This is a genomic window from Lysinibacillus sp. VIII_CA (assembly GCF_049943995.1).
GTDB classification, from domain to species: domain Bacteria; phylum Bacillota; class Bacilli; order Bacillales_A; family Planococcaceae; genus Lysinibacillus; species Lysinibacillus pinottii.
In genome coordinates this window covers 211,626-236,187 of the sequence record NZ_JBNFXM010000002.1, presented here as the reverse complement: position 1 = coordinate 236,187, position 24,562 = coordinate 211,626, and the positions used below count along the sequence as shown (strand labels likewise).

Below are 24,562 nucleotides of genomic sequence, written 5' to 3'. Positions count from 1 at the left end.
CTCAATCCTGTTTCATGTGTACATGTAGTTTTTCTAGGTAGCTTGATAATTGCGCGACTTCTTGCTCATTAAAACCAACAAGCATCTCTTGCAAATATTGCTGTCTTTTTTCTATAACCTCTTGAATAATACGTTCGCCCTTTTCGAGAAGATGAACAACAACGACACGGCGGTCATTTTCATCACGCATACGCTTGACTAATTCATTTTTCTCCATCCGGTCCACTAAATCTGTTGTCGTGCTAAAAGCTAAATATAAACGGTTTGATAATTCGCCAATTGTAATATCACCAAGCTCTTCTAACCACTGTAACGCAACAAATTGTGGCGGCGTAATCGCATAGTCGGAAACAATTTCTCTTCCCTTTTGCTTCACGATGGCCGCTATATAGCGTAATTCCTTTTCAACCGTTGCAACGGTTTCAGGTGAGTGTTTTGTTACTTCATCCGACATATAACTATTTCACTCCTAAAGATACGTTGAATAGTTCTATTTTGTCGTTTTTTTCACGAAATAGCAAGTGTCCATTAGTCTAATTTAAATTCTTCTAAGCGTAACAGCTCAATTAACGCCTGAGATCGATTCGTTACACCTAGCTTTTGAATTGTATTGGAAATGTGATTTCGCACTGTTTTTTCACTAATACCAAGCTGCTCTGCAATATCTCTCGTTGTTTTTTCAGCTAATAAAAGCGCAAATATTTCACGTTCTCGGTTTGTCAATAGAGAACGATGATGAGAGCCATTCATTCAGTTACACCCTCCTCCCCCGCACGTATTGTAACTTATGTTAAGGGGCTTGAAGCGGTGACGGCTATTTGCATGATTATTACATGTTTCCTTAAAAATTTCGGAAATTGCTTCGACATTTTCAACAATTTTATGTAAAACAATATTCCTACTATGTTCATAATTTTTTATGTTGTAACGCAACTCACTAATTGGGTATAATTCCCAAATCAATCAAGTGCGCTCTTTCTTCTTTAGAAATCGGTACACTCTTGCCTGTTCGAGGGTCCATTTGCACAATTGTCCCACGACCTGTGAAGCAAACTTCGTCCTTTTGATTTTTTGCTAGATAATGAAGGTCCATTGATGAACTTCCAACTTTCGCTACCTTTGTATAAATTCTTAGTAGGTCATCAAAGAAAACCTGCTTTACATAATCACATTGTAAATCAGCTACAATCGGTATACTCCTCACATTCTCATCAGCTACTGATGGCATTAAAATACCTATATGTCGAAAATAATCAATTCTCGCCTGTTCAAAATAAGTAAAGCTTACAGTATTGTTCATATGCCCATACATATCTGTTTCTGAGAATCGTACACGTGCCTCACTATAAAAGGAAAACCCCTTTTCCCACTCTTGTAAATTTCCAATATAGCTTGCTTTCATAATAACGCCATCCCCTATCATTTATTTACCATCCTTTTCAGTCAGTTTAGACTGTCAATCAGCAATGAATACTTATTCATTATATAAGAAAACACTATATTATCATAGGAAAAACCGAATTCCCCTTATTTTATTACTAAAATCCCTTTTTCTTTAAATAGTATGGTTTTTTCTTGAAACATGTTAACTATGTTTATATCACTATAAAAAAACTCCCTCACACTAAGTGTAAGGGAGTTCAGCTTGTCCGATATTAATCTACGTAGTGGTCAGAACCGAAGAAGTTACGGAACATTTGCACTGTAGTAGCACGGTTTAATGAAGCGATTGATGTTGTTAAAGGAATACCTTTTGGACATGCAGCAACACAGTTTTGAGAGTTACCACAGTTCGCTAGGCCACCATCGCCCATAATAGCATTTAAACGTTCGTCTTTAATCATTGCACCAGTTGGGTGAGTGTTGAAAAGACGTACTTGTGATAATGGAGCTGGCCCGATGAATGAAGCTTTTTCAGACACGTTTGGACATGCTTCCATACATACACCACAAGTCATACATTTAGATAATTCATAAGCCCATTGACGTTTACCTTCTGGCATACGAGGACCTTCACCTAAATCATACGTACCATCGATTGGTACCCATGCTTTCACTTTTTTAAGCGCGTTGAACATACGTTCACGGTCAACCTGTAAGTCACGAATAACAGGGAATGTTTTCATTGGCTCCAATTTAATAGGCTCAGTCAATTGGTCAACAAGTGTTGAACATGATTGACGTGGACGGCCATTAATAACCATTGAACATGCACCACAAACTTCTTCTAAACAGTTCATATCCCATGAAACTGGTGATGTATTTTCACCATTTTCAGTAACAGGATTTTTTTGAATTTCCATTAAAATAGAAATTACGTTCATACCATGACGGTAAGGCACTTGGAATTTTTGCCAGTAGCTATTGCCGCCCTGTGTATCTTGACGTAAGATTTCTACTTTAACCATTCTTCCAGTATTAGCTGCGATTTGCATAACTTTTAGTCTCCTTTCGCAGAGTAGTCGCGTTTACGTGGTGGGATTAAAGAAACGTCGACTTCTTGGTACGTGATGATTGGATTACCAGTAGTTGGGTCAAACTTCGCCATTGTTGTTTTCAAGAATTGCTCGTCATCACGATTAGGGAAATCAGGTTTATAGTGCGCACCACGAGATTCATTACGTAATAATGCGCCTTTTGTCATTACTTTCGCAAGCACTAACATATTTTTAAGCTGACGTGTAAAGTGTGCGCCTTGATTACTCCATTTTTGCGTATCGTTAATGTTGATGTTGTTCCAACGCTCAGTAAGGTCATCAAGTTTTTTCAATGTATCTTCAAGCTGATCATTGTAACGTACTACAGTCATTGTAGCAGTCATCATTTCACCAAGCTCTTTATGCAGTAAGTAAGCGTTTTCTGTACCTTCCATTTTCATGATAGCATCCCATTTCGCTTGTTCTTCTGTTACGCGAGCATCGTAAATCTCTTGTGGAATATCTTCTGCATGCTTTTTAAGATGTTTTACATAATCTACTGCGTTTGGTCCTGCAACCATACCACCATAGATAGCAGATAATAATGAGTTAGCACCAAGACGGTTGGCACCGTGTTGAGAGTAATCACACTCACCTGCTGCAAATAGACCAGGAATTTCAGTCATTTGGTTGTAGTCAACCCATAATCCACCCATTGAATAGTGAACTGCTGGGAAAATCTTCATAGGTAATTTACGTGGGTCATCTCCTACGAATTTTTCGTAGATTTCAATGATACCACCAAGTTTAACGTCTAACTCATGTGGATCTTTATGTGAAAGATCTAGGTATACCATGTTTTCGCCATTGATACCAAGTTTTTGGTTTACACAAACGTCGAAAATTTCACGTGTTGCAATATCACGTGGTACTAAGTTACCATAAGCTGGGTATTTCTCTTCTAAGAAGTACCAAGGTTTACCGTCTTTATAAGTCCAAATACGACCACCTTCACCACGAGCTGATTCTGACATTAGACGGTTTTTGTCATCTCCAGGAATCGCTGTTGGGTGAATTTGGATGAACTCACCATTCGCATATGAAGCACCTTGTTGGTAAACGATAGAAGCAGCAGAACCTGTGTTAATAACAGAGTTTGTTGTTTTACCGAAAATAATACCAGGGCCACCAGTCGCCATAATAACAGCGTCTGCACGGAACGATTTAATTTCTTCTGTACGCATATCTTGCGCTACGATACCACGGCACACGCCGTCTTCATCGATAATAACACCAAGGAATTCCCAGTGCTCATATTTATTTACTAAACCAGCTACTTCATGAGAACGAACTTGCTCATCAAGCGCATATAGTAATTGTTGACCAGTTGTTGCACCAGAGAAAGCTGTACGGTGCATTAAAGTACCACCAAAACGACGGAAATCTAATAATCCTTCTGGTGTACGGTTGAACATAACACCCATACGGTCCATTAAATGGATAATCCCAGGGGCTGCATCACACATACCCTTAACTGGTGGTTGGTTCGCTAAGAAGTCACCACCATATACTGTATCATCAAAGTGGATCCATGGAGAATCCCCTTCACCTTTAGTATTTACCGCACCATTAATTCCGCCCTGCGCACAAACAGAGTGTGAGCGTTTTACAGGAACTAATGAGAATAAATCAACTTCAGTACCAACTTCAGCTGCTTTAATCGTTGCCATCAGACCGGCAAGACCACCGCCGACAACAATTATTTTGCTTTTCGCCATGATTATTTCTCACTCCTCTTAAAAAATTGCATTGATTGCATTTGCTCTATCGTAGCTTTCTATGGAATTATACAAAAGCTAAAATAGCAGCAATACCAACTACACTTAGAATTACGAAAATGATGTTTGTTACGTAAGTAGCAATCTTTTGAGCCTGTGGAGATTGTGTAATACCCCAGCTTACTAGGAATGCCCATAAACCGTTAGATAAGTGGAAAGTTGCTGATAAAATACCAACAATGTAGAATCCAAGCATGAATGGATTAGCAACGATATTCGCCATCATGTCGTAATCAACGTGTGTGCCAAGTGCTTTTTGAATACGAGTTTGGAAAATATGCCATGCAATGAAAATCACTAGGAATACACCTGTGAAACGTTGTAATGAGAACATCCAGTTACGGTATGTGCTGAAACGTCCTGTGTTTGGTGTAGCAGTGAATGCAATGAACACTCCATAAAATGCATGGAACATCAATGGAATATAGATGACAATCCATTCAACAAGGATAAGGAATGGAATCTTCTCCATTACTGCGGTAGCATCGTTATAACTATCTGCCCCGCCTGTTGCTGTAAAGTTAATGAACAGGTGCATCGTTAAAAACAGACCTACTGGAATGATCCCAAGTAGAGAATGTAAGCGACGCCATAAAAACTCTCGATCTTTCGACAAGACTGTTACCCCCCTTAGTACTTAAAATAGCACAACAAAAGAAGTCATCATTTTGTAAATGATACTTCATTGACTGTGTATTTCATCATGGTACAATATTATGACATGTTTATTGTACTCTCAAGAGCTACGAGCGTCAAGGCAACTCGAAGTTTTTCATAGAGCTTATTAAAGAACTAATCTAGTGCATAATGCGTCGTTTTTTCTCGAAAAATCTACCATTACTTTATTAACGTTAAATTTTAAGAAAATTCTAAGAAAGAAGGATAACAATGTTAAACACTCCATCTCCTACAATCTCTTCCTTTGGTTATGAGATCATTCGCGATCATATTCTATCTTCTATACTCGGTAAACATGAGAATGATGTCCTTTATTGGGCAGGCAAAGAGCTTGCGCGTAAGTTTCCATGTAAAAGTCAAGACGAACTTATCGCATTTTTCGCAGATGCCTGTTGGGGTACATTAGAGCTCATGAAAGAATCGAAAGACGGACGCATTTTCCAGTTGACAAACGACCCTGAAATATTACAAATCAAACAACGTAGCTTTAGACTTGAGGCAGGATTTATAGCTGAACAAATTCAGCTAGCTAAAGGCTATTTAACAGAATGCTATGATGAAAAACGTGAAAAGCAACATTACGTTATGTTTACAGTCAAATGGGACGTAAAGGAACGGATCATGCATACGATCCCAACAGAGTAACAAAAAAGGATTGTCTCCCCAATCAATAAACGGGATGACAATCCTTCCTTTTATTTCGGACAATGACAGAAAATGCTGTTTCTTCTATTATTATATGTAAAGAGCCTGCTCTAAATTAAATTCATCATGTAATGCATTTGCCGCACGAATCATTTCATCCTGCGGAACTACAACAGACACTTTAATTTCCGAGGTGCTGACCATCTTCACAGGGATATTTTCACGACGTAACCGGTCGAACATACGGGCAGCGACACCTGGATTAGAAACCATACCAGAGCCAACAATAGAAACTTTTGCTAATCCAATTTCGAAATCAGCAAAGCTAAAGCCAAGCGATACTTTACTGTCCTCTAAAACACGTAATGCTTCCGCAAATTCTTCTTTCAAAATTGAAAAGGACACAGTTGGTTTTAATCCATCAATAATGGCTTGAACAATAATATCCACGTTGATGCGATTTTCAGCAAGAGTTGAAAATATATCCGCTAATGAAGCACCCGAATATGCATCATAGCCAATTGTTAAACGAATAACATCTGATTCAAAGGCAACACCACGAACTATTAAATTTTTCTCCATCTCTACTTCCTCCTTCAATAAAGTACCTACTGACTCCACTAAACTAGAGCGTATGATAACTGGTATTTGAAACTTTTTAGCTAACTCAACTGCACGTGGATGTATGACCTGTGATCCTAAATGAGCTATCTCTAACATTTCATCATAGGAAATTTCCTGTAGTTTTTGTGCCTGTACAACAAAGCGTGGATCTGCTGTATACACACCGTCAACATTCGTGTATATGTCTGTCCGCTCGGCATCTAATGCAACAGCAAGTGCGACGGCTGTCGTTTCGGTCCCACCTTTCCCAAGCGTTGTTATATTGTGGTCATTGTCAATGCCTTGATCTCCAGCAATAACGACGATTTGTCCTTGCATTAAATGTTCTTCGATACGACTAACATCGATATGATCTATCCGTGCATGACTATACATATGATCCGTGTAAATACCAGCCTGCCAGCCTGTTAATGACACCGCATTATAGCCAGCTTCTTGTAACGCAATGGCAAAGACTGAGCTTGATAGCTGAGAGCATGAAGACACAACTGCATCTAATTCACGTTTTGACACATCATCTGTGAAATGAAGTACGCTCATTTTCACGTCTTGTATCGTTTGTCTCATTGCAGCTACTACTACTACCACATCGAAACCTCTATCTTTTTCAGCAATCGCTTTTCGTACAGCCTCTTGAATTTGTTCGGGTGATGCTAATGCAGCCCCTCCAAATTTCATCACTATTCTAGACATTTCTTTTGTTCTCCTTTCCAGTCTGGTAATTCACCTAATATAAGGTGTAAAACAGCCTCTAGAAAACTAAAAGGCAGCCTTCACAAAACGTGAAAGCTGCCTCTAACATGTACAATAAATGAAACTTGCGCATGTGTGATAGCTCTCCGAAACTTGTAGAATCGACAGTCTTACATTTCTTAAATGCAAAACCAGTACAACAGTGGAAACAACATTACTGTACTTCGGCAAGCTCCCCTTTCACGCAATGTCTTAGGATTTGTTCATCCTCTATTGCGCTACTTTTGAATCTTGCACCTCTATCATCACCTTAAAAGTGAATGTATTAAATTTATGTTCGCCCTCATTAAAACAAGTGGGCTGTTAACATTGGACAACAATGTTATTTATAACCTTAGCATATGTCTATTCCTTTGACAATGACTCCTGCTGAAAATAGGCATAAATATGACTTGCTAAATTAGCTGGCATCCCGGCTTCCTGTAAAGCCAGCTCACTAGCCTCACGTATTTTCTTAACGGACCCAAAGTGTTTAAGTAGCTGCTGTTTTCGTTTTGGACCGACACCCTCAATTTGATCCAGCACAGATTGGATAGCATGCTTTTCATGCTGTTGACGTAAAAAGGTAATCGCAAAACGGTGGACTTCATCTTGAATTCGTTGTAATAAATAAAAACCGTCACTTGTACGTTTTAAGGCAATGACCTCGGGCGGATCACCAAACAATAGTTGCGATGTATTATGCTTGTCATCCTTTGCTAAACCAGCAATAGGTATAACAAGTCCTAGCTCATCCTCTAATACTTCTCGTGCTACTTCCATTTGACCTTTACCACCATCTATTAGCACTAAGTCTGGTAGTGGAAGACCTTCCTTCAAAACACGAATATAGCGCCGGCGAATGACCTCTTGCATAGCACCATAATCATCATGCTTAGCTGCTGTCCGAGTTTTATATTTGCGATATTCCTTTTTGGCAGGCTTGCCATCAATGAAAACAACCATTGCAGATACTGCGTCCGTTCCATGCATATGACTATTATCAAAAGCTTCAATTCGTAATGGTGTCGTTATACCCATTGCATCGCCTAGTGCCTCACATGCACCAATAGTACGTTCTTCCTGCCGTTCGATAAGCTGGAATTTAGCGGCAACTGCAATTTCAGCATTTTTCGTCGCTAAATCCACCAACTCCTTCTTTTGACCTCTTTTTGGTGTAAGAACTTTAATGCCTAATAATTCCGTTAAAATCGCACCATCAATTGCTTGTGGAATAAAGACTTCTTTTGGCTTAATATGTTCTGGTTTTTCATAAAACCGTCCTACAAAGGTTAGGAACTCTTCCTCTGGATCTTGATAGATGGGGAAAATAGAAACATCCCGTTCGATCAGCTTCCCTTGGCGAACGAAGAAAACCTGTACACACATCCATCCTTTTTCCACAGCATAGCCAAAGACATCGCGGTTGGTCGTATCACTTGATACTATTTTTTGCTTTTGCATAACCGTATCTATATGAGCAATTTGATCACGAAACTCCTTAGCTCGTTCAAACTCCAAGTTTTCAGCAGCCGCAAGCATTTTTACTTCAAGCTCCTTTTTGACTGCCTCAACTCCACCGTTAAGAAACTTCGTCATATCCTCAATCATTTCCTGATAAACGTGACCTTCAATTTCTTTCACACATGGTGCTATACATTGGCCCATATGATAATACAAACAAACTTTTGAAGGTAGTTGCACACATTTTCGTAGTGGATATAAGCGATCCAACAGCTTCTTTGTTTCACTTGCCGCATAGGCATTAGGATACGGTCCAAAATATTTAGCTTTGTCCTTTTTTACTTTACGTGTCGTAATTAGACGAGGATGTTTTTCATTCGTAATTTTTAAATACGGATACGTCTTATCATCGGTCAACATGACATTGTATTTTGGGTCATGCAGTTTAATGAGATTCAGCTCTAAAATAAGTGCTTCTATATTTGATGATGTCACGATATACTCAAAATCTTCTATTTCGCTTACAAGTCTTTGCGTTTTACCTTCATGTGTTCCTGTAAAGTATGAACGGACACGATTTTTCAGTACCTTCGCTTTCCCGACATATATAATGGTCCCCTGTCGATCCTTCATCAAATAGCAGCCAGGCTGATCTGGTAGAATATCCAGTTTACGCTTGATTAAATCGTTCATTACCTACCTGCCTCCTACTTAAAATTCCCCTCAATAAATCATTTTATCTTTCTATAGTATATAACGAAAAAAAGCCGAACACATCAATTGATGGTCCGGCTTTTGTGAACTTCATTCATTACGCATGTTTTGCGATAAATGCTTCTAAAGCTTCTTTTGGTTGGAAGCCTACAGTTTTGTCAACTAATTCTCCATCTTTAAATAATAATAATGATGGGATTGACATGATTTGATACTCAGCTGCAGTACCTTGGTTATTATCTACGTCAACTTTTACAATTTTAGCCGCGCTACCTGCAGCATCCATTTCCTCAAGAACTGGCCCGATCATTTTACAAGGTCCGCACCAAGCAGCCCAAAAGTCCACTAATACTAACCCTTCTTTAATATCACTTTGGAACGTAGCATCTGTTGCATGTACAATTGCCATTTGAAATCCTCCTTAAACTTACTATGATTGTAGTATAGCATGGATAAATTCACTTGAGCGAACAATCTGCCTGTAATGTATTTTTTATGAAAATCCTTGTCGAAAATTAAACGTACCGATTAATTTTGTTGATAACGGCCTTTCCATAAATAAGTTAACGTAATAAAAATGTAGATGGCTAATGTAATACCCGTCACGATTATTGAAGTGGTAAAAATAATACCAATTAAGATCGTACTCAGTGCAATAATCGCAATCCATGTAGTATAAGGGTACCATTTCACTTCATACACACTTGAGTTTGCTGATTGTTTTTTTCTTGATTTCAGATGAGCTATGGCAATAATTAACCAAATAAATAGCACAGTATATCCAAGTGATCCCATCAGAAAATCAAATGTCTTGCTTCCAGCATATAACGAAACGATGACACCTAAATATAACGCTAATGTACACATCAAAATCGCATATACGGGAACATTTCTTTTGGATAATTGAGCAAAAATTTTAGGAACACGCCCGTCTACTGCTTGTGTATAAAGTACACGTGACGAACCATAAAGGCCCGAATTCATAGAAGAAATAATAGCAAGTAACACTACAGCATTCATTATATGATCCGCACCAGGAATTCCGATCATTTTAAATACCATTACAAATGGACTTTCTGGTACTCCATTCACTTCATTCCAAGGAATCAAACTAACGATAATAAAGAATGGCAGTAAATAGAAAGTAACAATCCGTACTAATGTACTGCGCACAGCTTTTGGTACTACCTTTTCAGGATTTTTTGTTTCAGCTAATGTAATCCCAATGATTTCAGTTCCACCATAGGAATAGATCACCACAAGCATAGCTGCAATTAATCCCATTGATCCATTTGGGAAAAAACCGCCGTGCGAGGTTAAGTTAGAAAAACCTACAGCACTATGTTGACCAAATGAGACAAGCAATAAAATGAGTCCTGCAATAATAAATACAATAATAACCGTAATTTTAATCAATGCTAGCCAGTATTCCGTTTCAGCAAAAATCTTCACGGATAACAGATTAATAGCTGTCACTAGCACCGAAACAGATAACGCCAATATCCAAATTGGGTATTCAGGCAACCAATATTGTATAAAAATAGCGGCGACAACAGATTCTGCTGCAATATTTAATACCCACATCTTCCAATAAATCCAGTCTAAAAAATAAGCAGGATATTTGCCTAAAACGGATTCGACTAAATCTCTAAACGTTCTTGCTTCCTTATTGCGGACTGCCATTTCTGCGAGACCTTGCATAACAAATAATAAAATAATACCCCCTAATAAATAGGCTATAAGCACCGATGGACCTGCCATATCAATGGCTGCACTACTTCCTTTAAATAATCCCGCGCCAATGGCACCACCTAATGCCATCATCGTAATGTGACGCGAGGTCATTGTTCTTTTTAGTTGTTGTTGATTGTTCTTTTCCACTTTCTTACCTCCTAAAAATCAAAAAAGGCATACCGTCTGTTCCTTCATCATCAAATGAAAGAAGAGACGATATGCCATAAGCAAACCGCGGTACCACTCTAATTGGTTCTTTATGAACCCAACTTAAAACCTTGTAACGAAGGTCAATCGTCAAACAAATAGAATAATCCGACAATTCTATTTATCTTACCACTCCTAGGCAAGTTCAAAGTCTTATTGGTCTGCGTTGCACCAACCCGCAGCTCTCTTTACCGAATAATGAGCTTTTACTACTCCTAATCTTTGCGTTTAAAAACATTATTTGAATATTTAATGATTATTCAACACTATAATCGTATCTGTTAATTATGTCAATATTTTATTTTGCAATAATTTTCAAATAGCAGCTACTTTCTTAGAAAATTAAAAAAGCAGGAAGGATCATCCCTCCCTGCAATAACGTTTATGCATTCACTTTTAGAGCCTTAAATTCCTCAATTAATAACGGAACTACTTCAAATAAATCTCCAACAATTCCATAGTCTGCTACTTTGAAAATATTTGCTTCAGGATCTTTATTAATAGCAACAATTACTTTAGAATTTGACATTCCTGCTAAATGCTGAATTGCCCCTGAAATACCAGCTGCAATATAAAGGTCTGGAGTTACAACCTTACCAGTTTGACCAATTTGAAGTGAATAGTCACAATACTCAGCATCACATGCACCACGAGATGCTCCAACCGCACCGCCTAATAAGTCAGCAAGCTCTTTCAGTGGCTCAAATCCTTCTTCAGATTTCACACCGCGACCACCAGCAACAACAACTTTTGCCTCTGATAAGTCAACACCTTCTGAAGATTTACGAACAACCTCTTTAATAATTGTGCGAAGGTTTGTAATATCTACAGTAACTGCCGAAACATCTCCTGTTTTACCATCAACTTTTTCTAAAGGTGCAATGTTATTTGGACGAATAGATACTAATACAATACCGTCTTTTACCTTCACCTTTTCAAAAGCTTTACCAGAGTAGATTGGTCGAATGAATACAACATCATCGCCTGCGCCTTCAATTGTAGTAACATCAGATACAAGACCTGCCTGTAATTTACTTGCGATTTTTGGCGATAAATCTTTTCCATTTGCCGTATGGCCAAAGACAATGCCAGCTGGCTTTTCTTGCTCAATAATAGCTAGTAGTGCTTGACTATAGCCATCAGATGTATATTGTTTTAAATGTGGGTGTTCCACCGTTACAACACGATCAGCACCATATTCAAATAATGGACCTGTTAAATTTGCTACAGCATCCCCTAAAAGTACCCCTACAACCTCGCCACCATCAGCAATTTGTTTTGCAGCTGCAATTGCTTCGAAAGAAACATTACGTAAGCTTCCTTCACGAACTTCACTTAATACTAATACTTTTTTTGACATAGCATATTCCCTCCGTTACCCTTTAAGATTCGATTTTTTAAACTACTTTTGCTTCCGTATGAAGTAGATTTACCAGTTCTTTTACTTGTACAGAAAGGTCGCCTTCAAGCACACGGCCTGCTGCTTTTTGAGCTGGTAAGAAGATATCAATCGTTTCAATCTTCACTTCTACATCGTCTTCATCGATATCTAAATCATCTAACTCAAGTTCTGCAAGCGGTTTCTTCTTCGCTTTCATAATACCTGGTAGGGATGGATAACGTGGCTCATTTAAACCTTGTTGAGCTGTTACTAACAGTGGTAAAGAAGTTTCAATTACTTCTGAATCCCCTTCTATATCACGAACAATTTTCGCAGAAGTTCCATCAATTTCAAGTTTTGTAATCGTTGTTACATAATTAATATCTAGTAAGTCTGCAACACGTGGACCCACTTGACCTGAACCACCATCAATCGCAACATTTCCTGTTAAAATTAAATCAGCATCTTTATCTTTTAAGTATTCTGCTAATAAATAAGCAGCAGCATTTTGGTCTAATTCGTCTAAATCATCTTCCGTATTGATGAGCACTGCCTCATCTGCGCCCATTGCTAAAGCTGTACGTAATTGCTTCTCAGCATCCTCGCCGCCAATTGTCACTACTGTCACTTTTCCACCTGCAGCGTCACGCACTTGGATTGCTTCTTCGATGGCATATTCATCGTAAGGGTTAATGATGAATTCTGCGCCGTCCTCTTGGATTTTACCACCCGACACAACGATTTTTTCTTCTGTATCAAACGTACGTTTAATTAATGCAAAAATATTCATATATCCATACCTCCTGGAACGTTTTATAATTCTAAGTAAACTTATAAATATTATATATATTTAGTTTCAATAACATCGATAACATACTTGTTTGTTGCTATCGACATATGGGAAAATTATTTGCCAGTAAACATAGGCTCACGCTTTTCAATGAATGCTTGAATTCCTTCTTTTGCATCTTCTGTGACGAACACTGTACCAAAGGATTTTGCTTCCACATCAATACCTTCATAAAATGAAGCATGCTTTGCATATTGCAATGTTTGAATAGCTGCCTTCAAAGCAATTGGACTCTTCTTTGCAATATTCTTTGCAATTTTTAGCGTTTCCTCTAAAAGTGTCTCTTCTGAGAATGCACGGTTTGCTAAGCCCCATTGCACAGCTTCTGTACCAGAAATCGGTTCGCTCGTAAACATCATTTCAGCAGCCTTTGCTACACCAACATAACGTGGTAATCGCTGTGTACCGCCAAAGCCAGGAATAAGACCTAATTGTAACTCTGGTAAACCTAGTTTCGCTGATTCCGTAACAAAGCGCATATGACAGCTCATTGCTAGCTCAAGCCCACCGCCTAATGCTGCACCATGAATAGCTGCGATAACTGGCTTAGGGAACGATTCCACACGCTCAAATACTTGCTGTCCATTGCTAGCTAGCTTCGTGAACTCTTCTCCAGATTCTACCCCAATAAATTCTTTAATATCTGCACCTGCAGAGAAGAAACGGCCTTCACCATGAAGTACAAGGACTCTTACAGCATCATCATGTTCTACAGCATCTAGCACAGAATTTACTTCTGCAATAATACCGCGTGATAACGCATTTGCTGGCGGACGTGCAATTGTAATATTTGCTACCCCATCTTCCACTTTCCAACTTAGAAATTCCATTTCTCCACATCCTTTTAACCTTTTATGGCGTTCAGGATTAATGCCTGAACCTTCGGAACCTGTTCCATCAAATCATATCGATAGTCATTCATAACCCACGACGTAATAGTTTCATCGATTGTTCCAAAAACCATTTGACGTGCCAAGCGTACATCCATCGTTTGATTGAACTCACCTGAAAGCATACCTTCGATTAAAATTTGATCAAGTAAATGTAAATACTCACGTAATACCGAATTAATTTTTAGTCGTAAGTCTTTGTTTGATTGGCGAAGCTCTAATTGCGTGACGGTTGCTAGGTATCGATCTGTCGCTAGAACATTAAAATGATTTTCAATCATTCGGGAAAGTTTGTCTTTAGACGTATTCCCATTTTCTATTATATCTTGTAATGACTCTACAAAAACAGCCATTTTTTCATTAAAGACAGAAATTAATATATCTTCTTTATTTTTAAAATATAAATAGATAGTTCCATCGGCCACCCCAGCCTGTTTGGCGATTTTCGATACTTGCGCTTGGTGATACCCATTCTCCGCAATAACGATGACAGCTGCATCAATAATTTGCTTATATTTTGGCTTATCTCGTTTCACTTTTATATCACCACCTAAAAAACATGCGCACGTCAACATAATCACGTATGACGTGAGAACCTAAAAAAATATGAAAATATGAATGGTCATTCATTCATATTTTCATATTATATTTTACACCATTGCTTGTCAATACTTTAACACGTATTTATTTCGCTTCTTTATTCGCCATTTTCGTTTTTTCTTCTTCCACTAATGTACGACGCAAAATTTTACCTACGGCTGTTTTTGGCAACTCCTGTTTAAATTCATAATACCGTGGAACTTTAAATGCCGCTAGATGCTGACGGCAATATTTATTTAATTCGTCTTCTGTAATCGAATACCCTTCTTTTAAAACAATATAAGCTTTTACCGTTTCTCCTCGATAAGGGTCAGGTATACCTGCTACAACGCATTCTTGGATTTCCTCTCGTTCGTATAGCACTTCCTCAACCTCTCGAGGATAGATGTTAAAGCCTCCAGCAATGATCAAATCTTTTTTACGATCCACTACATAGAAAAAGCCTTGCTCATCCATATAGCCAAGATCTCCTGTTAAAAACCAGTCATCTGCAAATGTAGCGGCAGTATCCTCTGGACGATTCCAATAGCCCTTCATCACTTGTGGCCCTTTTACTGCAATTTCACCAACTTCTCCAACTGGCAATTCTTCAGTATCCCCTGTCCGCAGAATAACTGCTTCTGTATTAGGCCAAGGTAATCCAATCGAGCCAATCACCCGCTTGCCCCAAATGGGAGTAGCATGTGTCACTGGCGATGTTTCAGTTAATCCATAACCTTCTACTAATTTTCCACCTGTGACCTCTTCAAATTTCTCTTGCACTTCAATTGGCAAAGAAGCTGAACCACTTAGGCAGGCCTTTATAGATGATAAGTCATAATTAGCAATGTCTGGATGATTTAATAAACCAATGTATAGGGTTGGCGCACCAGGGAAAAGGGTCGGCTTTTGCTTATCGATTGTCTTTAATGCTGTTTCCGCATCAAATTTCGGTAAAAGCACCATTTTATTTTGAGTGAAAACTGATAAAAGCATAACCGTTGTCATACCATAGACGTGGAAGAATGGTAGGATACCCATAATAACCTCTTCACCGTGTACACATTTATACATCCATGCATCACACATTGTCGTATTGGCTATTAAATTTTTATGGGTAAGCATGACTCCTTTCGGGAATCCGGTTGTACCACCTGTGTATTGAAGTAATGCTAGGTCTTCTTCAAAATCAAAAGGAATATGATCCATTACCTTGATTGGTGCAGAGCGCATTATTTCTGAAAACAAATGATTTTGTCCACTATGTTCAACCTTGACACTAAAGCCATATTGCTTTTTTTGAATAAATGGATAGACTAAATTTTTTGGGAATGGTAAATAGTCTTTGATGGCTGTCACAATGACATTTTCTAGGGCAGTGTCTTTGATAATTTTCATAACTCTTGGGTACAAAATATCCATCACAAGTATAACTTTTGCACCCGAATCTGCCATTTGATATTGAAGCTCACGTTCAGTATAAAGTGGATTTGTTTGTACGACAACAGCACCCGCATACATGGCACCGTAGTAAGCGATTACACTTTGAGGCGAGTTAGGTAACATAATGGCCACCCGGTCTCCCTTTTCCACACCTAATGATTGTAAATAGTTTGCGAATCTTAAAGCAGATTCATATAGTTCGGTGTACGTCAAATCCTTCCCCATAAAATGAATCGCTATTTTTGATGGATTCTTTTTATAGGCGCGTGTCAAAAACTCTTGCACTGGAATTTCCTCAAACGTTAAAGACGATGGTACTTCTTCAGGATAATTTGCTAGCCATGGTTTTGCTGTCATACGTCCTCTCCCCTTTGTCCCAAACTTTGTCAATTCTTAATTTTATTATAATGAAAAAGAAATGCACTTTCAAACAGAAAATAGAAAATAAACGTATTTTCGATTAATTATTATGCATTTAACAACATTATTATGACTTATTCTATATAGTATTTGTGCGGTTAGATACGATGAACACTCATTCATTCTCAAGTCTTTCAGATTAAAAATAACCTACGTATTTCTATATTTGAAAAATATTTTTTCTCTCAAGTCTTTCGTAAATTTAGTTGAGGCTACCTGCAATAAGCTAGCTCAATAAAAAACGCACCCTTTAAAAGGATGCGTTCAAATGTTTAAATAGTCATCATATAATAGACGCCCACTGCCAAAAATGCGATACAGACAATGATTAGTACCTTTGCTAATTTTTCCATGTCATGACACTCCTATGCAATACTTGCCCCAATTACAAACGATAGACCAACTGAAATGGTAAAGGAAATGAAACCAACTGAGCGATTATCATTGGCAATCTCTTGATCAACATTAAAACGAGGTGTCATAAATTCAAATAAGAAATAGGCAACAATTAACAGCGTAAAACCAAAAAGACCCCAGCCAATCATTTCACTTAATGTACTATGACGAGCAATGGAAAAACGAAAAATATTACAAATTCCTAGTATTTTTCCGCCTGTTGCAAGTGCCACAGCTACATTACCTTTTTTAATTTCTTCCCAATTTTTATACTTCGTCACGACTTCGAACAATGCCATCGACACGACTAAACATAACACAACAACACTAAAGTATCCTGCCGTTTCGATAATTGGATATCGCCAAAAGCCAGAATTCAGCATCTTTCTCCGTCCCCTTTATAGCTTATTTCAATTCAACAACTGTGACGCCTAAGCCCCCTTCGCCGGCTTCACCAAAACGGAAGGATTTCACACGCTTATTGTTTTTCAAATAGCTTTGAATACCTTGGCGTAAAGCCCCAGTACCAACACCATGGATAATAGATACACGACCATAATTCGCGAGCAAAGCATCATCAATATACTTTTCTGTCCTTAAAATTGCATCTTCATAGCGCTCTCCACGCAAATCCAATTCTAATTTCACATGGCCATTTCGATTTTTTACACCAGCTGTTCGTACAATAGGCTCTTTTTCAGGTTTAATATACTCCAAATCACTATCAGAGATTTTCATTTTTAAAATCCCCATTTGGACAACCCATTCAGTATTCGAAACTTTTTCTAATAAAGTACCTCTTTGACCATAGCTTAACACCTTTACCTCATCCCCGACAACTAAGTTTTGTGCACGGGCTTTTACTTGTGCAGCTTTTTTTAGTACTTTATTATTTTCAAGCGGTGTTGCTTCTTCCAAACGTTTACGTGCTTCAATCAGTTCGTGCTCTTTAACAACTTGGTCGGCATTTTTACGCATTTCTCTCAGCTCAGCAATAATACCTTCCGCTTCACGTTTCGCTTCTTCTACAATTTTACGAGCTTTTTCTTTAGCTTTCTTATCAAGTGCCTCTTTACGCTCTTCATAGGCTTGCAATTTATCTTGTAGCTCTTTACGTAAGCTCTCTGACTCTAACAATAATGCATGGGAACGCTCTGCATCATCCTCCGATTGACGACGTGTTTCCTCTAATGAAGCAATCATCGATTCAACCTCATGTCGATCTGTTCCTGTAAAGCCTTTAGCACGCTCAATAATGGACTCTGGGAGACCAAGGCGACTGGATATTTCAAATGCATTTGAACGTCCAGGAACACCAATTAATAAACGATAGGTAGGACTCAATGTTTCAATATCAAATTCTACACTGGCATTGGCAACACCAGGTCGATTATAACCGTATGCTTTGAGTTCAGGATAGTGAGTTGTAGCCATCACACGAGCACCACGACCATGCACCTCATCTAAAATAGAAATGGCTAAAGCTGCCCCTTCTTGTGGGTCCGTCCCTGCTCCTAACTCATCAAATAGAACAAGTGACTCATGATCAAATTTTTGTAAGATGTCGACAATATTGACCATATGAGATGAGAATGTGGAAAGCGATTGCTCTATAGATTGCTCATCTCCAATATCAGCAAACAATTGTTTAAACACAGCAAGCTGAGATCCATCCAATGCTGGCACCGGTAACCCTGCTTGAGCCATTAATGTACACAAGCCAACTGTTTTTAAAGTGACCGTTTTACCACCTGTATTTGGACCCGTAATGACTATTGCTGTTATGTCTTTCCCAAACTCAATATCGTTTGGCACAGCTATATCTATTGGTAACAGAGGGTGGCGTGCACGAACAAGGCGGATATAGCCGTCCTGATTCATTTTAGGCATTGTACACTTATTGGCTTGGCCATACTTGCCTTTAGCTAAAATGACATCGATATCCCCTAATACCTTTACTAAGTTAAATAAATCTGGTGCTACATCTTGCACCATTGCACTTAAAGCTAGTAAAATTCTTTCAACCTCAGCCTGTTCTTTCATTTTCAAACGATGAATTTCATTATTCGCTTGGACGATAGAATCTGGCTCAATGAATAATGTTTGTCCAGAAGAGGATTGGTCATGGACGATTCCACCGTAATGATGACGATATTCTTGCTTGACAGGAATGACAAAGCGATCATTCCGAATTGTAACAAGTGTATCAGATAGCATTTTCGATGCATTACTGCCACGGATTAAGCTCTCCAATTTAGAACGCACCTTGGCTTCTTCCGAGCGTAAGGATTGGCGAATAGTTCGTAAAGTTGTACTAGCCGAATCTAAAACGGCTCCATTATCATCAATACAGTTATTAATTTCATGCTGTAATCCCGTTAATACAGGCATTGTTTCCTTTTTAGCGATGAAATGTGGAATCTCAATTACTTCATCGGCTTCTAAATCCTCGATAAAATTGCGGAGAATTCTACTAGCTCGAATTGTACTAGAAATTTCCATTAGCTCTATCGCTGCTAACATGCCCCCTATTTGTGCTCTTCTTGCAGATGGTCGAACATCAAATATCCCACCCATCGGTACATTACCTTTTACACGTAAAATGGATAAACCCTCATCCATTTCTTCTAATAGTTGTACTACTTTATCATAATCAGTCTGTGGTACAAGCTCCTCGATGGCTGATTTCCCAATTGAAGAAGTACAATAGGTAGCCACTTGTTGCCGTACTTTATCGTATTCTAGTGTTTTCAATGCGCGTTCTGCAATCACTGAGAACACCTCCTCAACCTATTTATTTCGTCGTATGAACGCTTCAAATTGATCACGCGTCCATGTATTCACAATCAAATCTTTTGGTATCCATGCTCTATTGGCATAGCGAACTCCAATATCCATAAAACGTAAATGTGCCGAATCATGGGCATCCGTATTAATTGCTATTGGTACACCTGCTGCTAAAGCCATTTCTAAATGTTCAACACATAAATCAAGACGGTAAGGGTTGGCATTTAACTCTAAAATTTTACCATATTCCTTCGCCCAGGCAATTAACTGTTTCATATTAGGATTATAGCCATCACGATCTTCAATAATTCGCCCTGTAGGATGGGCAATCATATGGACATAAGGATTTTGCATAGCTGTCAGTAGACGGGCCATAATTTTTTCCTGTGATTGTGTAAAACTTGAATGGATAGAAGCAATCACAAAATCTAATTCCCGCAATACTTGATCATCAAAATCTAAGGTTCCATCCGGTAAAATATCCATTTCTGTACCTGTAAATAAATGAAATTCTGGGTGAGCTTCATTAAAAGCTTCAATTTCCACTCGCTGTTTTTTTAAACGCTCTGGTGTTAAACCATTTGCGACTTTTAGAAATTGAGAATGATCCGTAATAACGCCATATTGATAGCCACGTGCTAGTAATGCCTTGCCCATTTCTGCAACAGAATATGCACCATCCGACCACGTCGTATGCATATGCAAATCAGCCTTAATATCCTCAAGTCGAACTAATTTTTGTATTTCCGCTGTTTTGTCAAACTCCTTTGTCCCTGAACGTAAGCTAGGTGGAATCCAAGGTAAATCAAAATGAGCAAAAAATGCCGCTTCATCTTGAAATGTTAGAACCGTACCATCTTCCTGCTCTACACCATATTCACTAATTTTTTCTCCTCGCGCTTTTGCAAGTTGGCGCATGCGTACATTATGGTCCTTAGAGCCGGTAAAATGATGCAAGGCAGTTGCATATTCCTTGTCCTTCACTAAGCGAAAATCAACGCTTACTGGCTCATCTAAATCCAAAATCACCGAGATTTTTGTATCTCCTGCTGCAACAACCTCTTGAATGGCTAATGTATTTATTAAATTTTCACGGACTACCTCAACCGCTTCTGTTACAACAATAAAATCAATATCTTTACTAGTCTCCACTGCCCGACGGAAACTTCCAGCTACTGAAAAACGTTCCACTTCCTCCATACTATCTAGAAGGGCCTCTATTTGTAAAACCACAGGCTCTAGCTGCCAAATGGGTAAACGCTCAGAACGATTAGCTAAATTGGCAAGCTCCTTTAAAATTTTCTCTTCTGTTTTGGCAGCAAAGCCGGCTAATTCACGAACCTTGCCTGCTTCACAAGCCTCCTTTAAGCTTTCCGCTGAATCGATGCCTAGCTCTTGGTGAAGCTTGGCTATCTTTTTTCCACCTAAACCTGGCAACTTTAACAATGGCAATAATCCTTTAGGTACAATCTCTTCTAGGTCTTTTAGCAAACTCGATTCACCCGTTACCATCAAATCCTCAATAACAGCAGCCGTCCCCTTGCCAATACCTTTAAGTTTGGTTACATCATCCATTTCACTTAATGAACGCTCGTCTCCTTCAAGTGCTGCGGCTGCTTTTCGAAAAGCAGCTACCTTGAATGGATTTTCACCTTGCAATTCCATGTACAGAGCAATTTTTTCGAGTGTACGAATAATGGTTTTTTTATTCACCAATAATTCCTCCTATCGTAAAAACACTTCTCTCAAAACAGAGAGAAGTGCATAGTTGACTATTGCATATAAATATACCACCAGTTTTGGAACATCTTTGTAATGACCGGTGTATGCTCTAAAATAAGACCACTTAACAATGACTTCGACATTAAATTTTGTATGCTATCAATCGGTAGTAAAGCGCATACGTATAGCAAAATAAACATAATTAAATAGTTTTCAATCATGCCGAACAGCGCTCCTAGCCAACGATTTACTGTGTTCAGTACAGGTAAATAAGCGATAAAGTCAAAAATCGATGCCACAATTTGCAATGTTATTTTTACGGCGAAGAAAATTACCGCAAAAGCAATTACACGATAGAATGTGCGGTCTAAATCTAGACTGTCTATCACGACACCAAGACTACCTGTATCAGTAACTCCTGGATATGGAACCCAAAATACAAATTTTTGTGCTAATGGCTTATAATAAATATACGCAACAATTAGGGCTACTATAAAGCTGACAATGTGCATCATTTGTACAATAAAACCACGTTTTGCACCGACACCAATTCCAGCTAACAGTACCACTAATATGATTAAATCTAACATTCTCTTCAACCCTTTAATTTTTTCAATTCTTCTTCCAGTTGCTCCAGCCGCTCTTTTAATAGTAAATTATCATGTACTGTATTTACTGCTGTCAGAACAGCAAGTTTTGTGCTATCAAGTGAGGGATTATGTACGTTCATCTCGCGCATACGGTCATCAACAATCGAAGCAACAAGTCGCATATGGCCAATGGATTCCAAGCCGACCATTTTATATGTATGACCATATATTTCCACAGAAATTTTATTCTTTTCTTGTTTTTCCATAGTCGCACCCTCCTATAAATTCGATACTTGCAAGATTTTTTTGGCTTGCTAGCACCATCACACAAAAAAGCTATTTATTATCATACCATGAAAGGTATAAAATTGTGAACAATGAGGACAGAAAGGATCGATTAAATGTCAAATATTGTGCTTTCCATTTCAACAAATATTCAAAAAGAGGTGATGGCATACTATGCAGCCAACTATATTGAACGTAAAGCTGCTGGTGTAATCTTCGCCGCAAAACTACCAGATACCTCCATAACAATGTATAAATCAGGAAAATTAATGTTTCAAGGTGGTGGCGCTGAGCGTGAAGCTGCCCGCTGGGGGACAATTGAAAAAACACCGAATTCGAAATCAGCTATTATTGGGGCAAAGGGGGATACACTACCAGACCAATTTGCATCGATGTCCGTATTAGGCTCAGATGAAACAGGCACAGGGGATTATTTTGGCCCCATGACAGTAGCTGCCGTGTATGTACCTTCATCCAAAATTGAACTAATCAATGAGCTTGGTGTCAAAGACTCAAAAATGTTATCGGATGATTATATGCGGAAAATTGCTCCTGATTTACGAGCAGCCTGCGTTCATAGTGTTCTCATCTTACGCAATGAAAAATATAACAGCCTACAAGCAAAAGGCTATTCACAAGGGAAAATGAAAGCCATGATGCACAACAAGGCACTGCACAACACCCTGGCAAAAATGGCTCCCGAAACACCTGAATGTATCTTAATTGATCAGTTTGCAGAACGGGGTGTTTATTACAATTACTTAAAAAACGAACGAGAAATTGTACAGGAAAGCGTGTACTTTTCTACTAAAGCCGAGCAATTGCATGTAGCCGTGGCCACAGCATCCATTCTAGCTCGTGCTGCGTTTTTAAAGGAAATGGATCGTCTAAGTGATATAGCGGGTCTAGAGTTAATGAAAGGGGCCTCAAACAAGGTAGATGTGCAAGCTGCACGTATTTGGCGTAAACAAGGCGAAGAATTTCTACGCTCCATTACAAAATGGCATTTTGCTAATACAGAAAAAGCGAGAAAGATGATTTAAAAAACTACTATATATAAATTAACCACTAAAAAAGATTGTCTATATGACAGTCTTTTTTCTTTTACAATGAAATAAAGTAAAGCCGTTGATTTCCACTACGGGCGGACGCTTTCCGCGGGCGGGGTCGAGCTGCTTCCCTCGCTTCGCTCAGTCCAGGATCTCGACTTTCCCGCTTTTCCCGCAGGAGTCGCCGCCCTTCGTTCCCATCAACTTCTACATAAAGTACTCCATCTACATAGGGTGTTGAAAAGTAAATTTTTGAGGTGATAAACGATGATGACGAAGAATCCATCCAATGAACGAGAACAATTAGAAATGTTAACGATTGATCCATTAGTTCCCAACAATCATTTAGTGCGAAAACTAGAGGCTGCTATTGATTTTTCATTTATCTATCCTTTAGAAGGCTTTGTCTTAGGTGCCATTGTAAATCTGGAAAATGTGCACGATAGCCATGTATTGTAGCCACTTGTGGAAAGGGTCATTCAAAACGTTCAAAAACCATTAGCTGTTGCGGCAGACGCAGCCTATAAAACACCAGCGATTACGAACTTTTTGTTAGAGAATTAAATGTTGCCTGTTCTTCCATATACACGTCCTAAAACGAAAGATGGATTCTTCCGAAAGCATGAGTATATATATGACGAGCACTATAATTGTTATCTTTGCCCACAAGGGCAGATATTGAAGTATGCGACAACGACGAAGGAAGGATATCGCCAATATAAATCGAATCCTTTGATTTGTGCGAAGTGTCCAAGCCTTTCCCAATGTACAGAAAGTAAGCATCATCAAAAACTCATTCAACGTCATATTTGGGCGTCGTATGTGGAGGAAGCTGAACATTTACGCCATTCCTATGACATCAAACAAATTTATGCCAAGCGCAAAGAAACGATTGAGCGTGTCTTTGCGGATGCAAAAGAAAAGCATGGTATGCGATGGACAACCTTAAGAGGTCTAAAAAAATGGTCCATGCAGGCGATGCTTACTTTTGCTGCCATGAATTTAAAGAAACTAGCTATTTGGACGTGGCAGACAGCTTAATAGAGCATCTATGCTCGAAGAGAATGTTGGATAGCAATGATTTACTAAATATTGAAAATAAAAGAGAAAGAAAAAT

General features: G+C 38.6%; 22 protein-coding genes, 1 pseudogene, 1 riboswitch and 1 other annotated feature. Of the genes and pseudogenes, 3 read left to right on the top strand and 20 right to left on the bottom strand.

Annotation, left to right across the window (positions count from 1 at the left end):
• Position 1: 1 nt before the first annotated feature.
• The 6 genes from ACP3VS_RS04395 to ACP3VS_RS04370 all read right to left on the bottom strand — a co-directional run bounded on the left by ACP3VS_RS04395 (position 2) and on the right by ACP3VS_RS04370 (position 4,871).
• Complete coding sequence (locus ACP3VS_RS04395; RefSeq protein ID WP_025114538.1) at positions 2 to 454, bottom strand: MarR family winged helix-turn-helix transcriptional regulator; 453 nt, start codon at positions 452 to 454, stop codon at positions 2 to 4.
• 74 nt (positions 455 to 528) lie between these two features.
• Positions 529 to 750: a helix-turn-helix domain-containing protein gene (locus ACP3VS_RS04390; RefSeq protein WP_004226437.1), complete on the bottom strand. Its 222-nt coding sequence runs from the start codon at positions 748 to 750 to the stop codon at positions 529 to 531.
• Between the two features lie 187 nt (positions 751 to 937).
• Positions 938 to 1,402, bottom strand: coding sequence for an acyl-CoA thioesterase (locus ACP3VS_RS04385; RefSeq protein ID WP_031419375.1), 465 nt, complete (start codon positions 1,400 to 1,402; stop codon positions 938 to 940).
• A gap of 253 nt (positions 1,403 to 1,655) precedes the next feature.
• Positions 1,656 to 2,435 carry a succinate dehydrogenase iron-sulfur subunit gene (gene sdhB, locus ACP3VS_RS04380; RefSeq protein ID WP_012295561.1) on the bottom strand — a complete coding sequence of 260 codons (780 nt, stop codon included), beginning with the start codon at positions 2,433 to 2,435 and terminating at the stop codon, positions 1,656 to 1,658.
• A 5-nt stretch (positions 2,436 to 2,440) separates the two neighbouring features.
• A complete protein-coding gene (gene sdhA / locus ACP3VS_RS04375) occupies positions 2,441 to 4,195 on the bottom strand; it encodes a succinate dehydrogenase flavoprotein subunit (RefSeq protein ID WP_012295562.1) in 1,755 nt (584 codons plus the stop codon).
• Between the two features lie 67 nt (positions 4,196 to 4,262).
• The gene (locus ACP3VS_RS04370) at positions 4,263 to 4,871 is read right to left on the bottom strand and encodes a succinate dehydrogenase cytochrome b558 subunit (protein ID WP_031419376.1); all 609 of its coding nucleotides are present in this window, start codon (positions 4,869 to 4,871) and stop codon (positions 4,263 to 4,265) included.
• A gap of 272 nt (positions 4,872 to 5,143) precedes the next feature.
• On the opposite strand from ACP3VS_RS04370, the gene ACP3VS_RS04365 reads away from it, so the two are divergent.
• Complete coding sequence (locus ACP3VS_RS04365; protein WP_012295564.1) at positions 5,144 to 5,578, top strand: YslB family protein; 435 nt, start codon at positions 5,144 to 5,146, stop codon at positions 5,576 to 5,578.
• Positions 5,579 to 5,668: 90 nt separating this feature from the next.
• Here ACP3VS_RS04365 and ACP3VS_RS04360 read toward each other — a convergent pair whose 3' ends face one another.
• From ACP3VS_RS04360 to zapA, 14 genes are all read right to left on the bottom strand, one after another.
• Complete coding sequence (locus tag ACP3VS_RS04360) at positions 5,669 to 6,895, bottom strand: aspartate kinase (RefSeq protein ID WP_036164424.1); 1,227 nt, start codon at positions 6,893 to 6,895, stop codon at positions 5,669 to 5,671.
• Between the two features lie 131 nt (positions 6,896 to 7,026).
• Positions 7,027 to 7,205: riboswitch (Lysine riboswitch) on the bottom strand.
• Between the two features lie 95 nt (positions 7,206 to 7,300).
• Positions 7,301 to 9,091, bottom strand: coding sequence for an excinuclease ABC subunit UvrC (gene uvrC, locus ACP3VS_RS04355; RefSeq protein ID WP_012295566.1), 1,791 nt, complete (start codon positions 9,089 to 9,091; stop codon positions 7,301 to 7,303).
• 118 nt (positions 9,092 to 9,209) lie between these two features.
• Entirely contained in the window at positions 9,210 to 9,521 is a 312-nt protein-coding gene (gene trxA, locus ACP3VS_RS04350) for a thioredoxin (RefSeq protein WP_008179170.1), read from the bottom strand.
• A 119-nt stretch (positions 9,522 to 9,640) separates the two neighbouring features.
• Entirely contained in the window at positions 9,641 to 10,957 is a 1,317-nt protein-coding gene (locus ACP3VS_RS04345; RefSeq protein WP_036217373.1) for an amino acid permease, read from the bottom strand.
• Between the two features lie 95 nt (positions 10,958 to 11,052).
• Positions 11,053 to 11,285, bottom strand: a binding site (T-box leader).
• Positions 11,286 to 11,435: 150 nt separating this feature from the next.
• A complete protein-coding gene (locus tag ACP3VS_RS04340) occupies positions 11,436 to 12,413 on the bottom strand; it encodes an electron transfer flavoprotein subunit alpha/FixB family protein (RefSeq protein ID WP_012295568.1) in 978 nt (325 codons plus the stop codon).
• A 37-nt stretch (positions 12,414 to 12,450) separates the two neighbouring features.
• Positions 12,451 to 13,224: an electron transfer flavoprotein subunit beta/FixA family protein gene (locus ACP3VS_RS04335; protein WP_012295569.1), complete on the bottom strand. Its 774-nt coding sequence runs from the start codon at positions 13,222 to 13,224 to the stop codon at positions 12,451 to 12,453.
• A gap of 116 nt (positions 13,225 to 13,340) precedes the next feature.
• On the bottom strand, positions 13,341 to 14,114 hold the full coding sequence (locus ACP3VS_RS04330) for an enoyl-CoA hydratase (protein ID WP_198695923.1): 774 nt from the start codon (positions 14,112 to 14,114) through the stop codon (positions 13,341 to 13,343).
• Between the two features lie 14 nt (positions 14,115 to 14,128).
• Entirely contained in the window at positions 14,129 to 14,710 is a 582-nt protein-coding gene (locus tag ACP3VS_RS04325) for a TetR/AcrR family transcriptional regulator (protein ID WP_025114529.1), read from the bottom strand.
• A gap of 148 nt (positions 14,711 to 14,858) precedes the next feature.
• Positions 14,859 to 16,553: an AMP-binding protein gene (locus ACP3VS_RS04320; protein WP_031419385.1), complete on the bottom strand. Its 1,695-nt coding sequence runs from the start codon at positions 16,551 to 16,553 to the stop codon at positions 14,859 to 14,861.
• Between the two features lie 428 nt (positions 16,554 to 16,981).
• Entirely contained in the window at positions 16,982 to 17,395 is a 414-nt protein-coding gene (locus ACP3VS_RS04315; RefSeq protein WP_008179180.1) for a DUF350 domain-containing protein, read from the bottom strand.
• A 22-nt stretch (positions 17,396 to 17,417) separates the two neighbouring features.
• Entirely contained in the window at positions 17,418 to 19,784 is a 2,367-nt protein-coding gene (locus tag ACP3VS_RS04310; protein ID WP_012295572.1) for an endonuclease MutS2, read from the bottom strand.
• 18 nt (positions 19,785 to 19,802) lie between these two features.
• The gene (gene polX / locus ACP3VS_RS04305) at positions 19,803 to 21,512 is read right to left on the bottom strand and encodes a DNA polymerase/3'-5' exonuclease PolX (protein WP_426388405.1); all 1,710 of its coding nucleotides are present in this window, start codon (positions 21,510 to 21,512) and stop codon (positions 19,803 to 19,805) included.
• Positions 21,513 to 21,571: 59 nt separating this feature from the next.
• Positions 21,572 to 22,111: a CvpA family protein gene (locus ACP3VS_RS04300; RefSeq protein ID WP_012295574.1), complete on the bottom strand. Its 540-nt coding sequence runs from the start codon at positions 22,109 to 22,111 to the stop codon at positions 21,572 to 21,574.
• A 5-nt stretch (positions 22,112 to 22,116) separates the two neighbouring features.
• On the bottom strand, positions 22,117 to 22,377 hold the full coding sequence (zapA, locus tag ACP3VS_RS04295; protein WP_012295575.1) for a cell division protein ZapA: 261 nt from the start codon (positions 22,375 to 22,377) through the stop codon (positions 22,117 to 22,119).
• A 135-nt stretch (positions 22,378 to 22,512) separates the two neighbouring features.
• Between zapA and rnhC the strand changes: the two genes are divergently transcribed.
• Together rnhC and ACP3VS_RS04285 are read left to right on the top strand one after the other, a co-directional pair.
• Complete coding sequence (gene rnhC, locus ACP3VS_RS04290) at positions 22,513 to 23,439, top strand: ribonuclease HIII (protein ID WP_031419388.1); 927 nt, start codon at positions 22,513 to 22,515, stop codon at positions 23,437 to 23,439.
• Positions 23,440 to 23,841: 402 nt separating this feature from the next.
• Positions 23,842 to 24,486 (top strand): annotated as a pseudogene (locus ACP3VS_RS04285) (transposase); the annotation flags it as partial.
• Positions 24,487 to 24,562 lie beyond the last annotated feature (76 nt).

Excerpts from the sequence above, each read along its gene's own strand:
- ACP3VS_RS04315 (WP_008179180.1), bottom strand. The coding sequence starts at position 17,395 with ATGCTGAATTCTGGCTTTTGGCGATATCCAATTATCGAAACGGCAGGA.
- ACP3VS_RS04390 (WP_004226437.1), bottom strand. The coding sequence starts at position 750 with ATGAATGGCTCTCATCATCGTTCTCTATTGACAAACCGAGAACGTGAA.
- ACP3VS_RS04365 (WP_012295564.1), top strand. The coding sequence starts at position 5,144 with ATGTTAAACACTCCATCTCCTACAATCTCTTCCTTTGGTTATGAGATC.
- ACP3VS_RS04320 (WP_031419385.1), bottom strand. The coding sequence starts at position 16,553 with ATGACAGCAAAACCATGGCTAGCAAATTATCCTGAAGAAGTACCATCG.
- sdhB (WP_012295561.1), bottom strand. The coding sequence starts at position 2,435 with ATGCAAATCGCAGCTAATACTGGAAGAATGGTTAAAGTAGAAATCTTA.
- uvrC (WP_012295566.1), bottom strand. The coding sequence starts at position 9,091 with ATGAACGATTTAATCAAGCGTAAACTGGATATTCTACCAGATCAGCCT.
- ACP3VS_RS04300 (WP_012295574.1), bottom strand. The coding sequence starts at position 22,111 with ATGTTAGATTTAATCATATTAGTGGTACTGTTAGCTGGAATTGGTGTC.
- ACP3VS_RS04360 (WP_036164424.1), bottom strand. The coding sequence starts at position 6,895 with ATGTCTAGAATAGTGATGAAATTTGGAGGGGCTGCATTAGCATCACCC.
- ACP3VS_RS04330 (WP_198695923.1), bottom strand. The coding sequence starts at position 14,114 with ATGGAATTTCTAAGTTGGAAAGTGGAAGATGGGGTAGCAAATATTACA.
- trxA (WP_008179170.1), bottom strand. The coding sequence starts at position 9,521 with ATGGCAATTGTACATGCAACAGATGCTACGTTCCAAAGTGATATTAAA.
- rnhC (WP_031419388.1), top strand. The coding sequence starts at position 22,513 with ATGTCAAATATTGTGCTTTCCATTTCAACAAATATTCAAAAAGAGGTG.
- ACP3VS_RS04335 (WP_012295569.1), bottom strand. The coding sequence starts at position 13,224 with ATGAATATTTTTGCATTAATTAAACGTACGTTTGATACAGAAGAAAAA.
- sdhA (WP_012295562.1), bottom strand. The coding sequence starts at position 4,195 with ATGGCGAAAAGCAAAATAATTGTTGTCGGCGGTGGTCTTGCCGGTCTG.
- ACP3VS_RS04345 (WP_036217373.1), bottom strand. The coding sequence starts at position 10,957 with ATGACCTCGCGTCACATTACGATGATGGCATTAGGTGGTGCCATTGGC.
- ACP3VS_RS04340 (WP_012295568.1), bottom strand. The coding sequence starts at position 12,413 with ATGTCAAAAAAAGTATTAGTATTAAGTGAAGTTCGTGAAGGAAGCTTA.
- ACP3VS_RS04385 (WP_031419375.1), bottom strand. The coding sequence starts at position 1,402 with ATGAAAGCAAGCTATATTGGAAATTTACAAGAGTGGGAAAAGGGGTTT.
- zapA (WP_012295575.1), bottom strand. The coding sequence starts at position 22,377 with ATGGAAAAACAAGAAAAGAATAAAATTTCTGTGGAAATATATGGTCAT.
- ACP3VS_RS04395 (WP_025114538.1), bottom strand. The coding sequence starts at position 454 with ATGTCGGATGAAGTAACAAAACACTCACCTGAAACCGTTGCAACGGTT.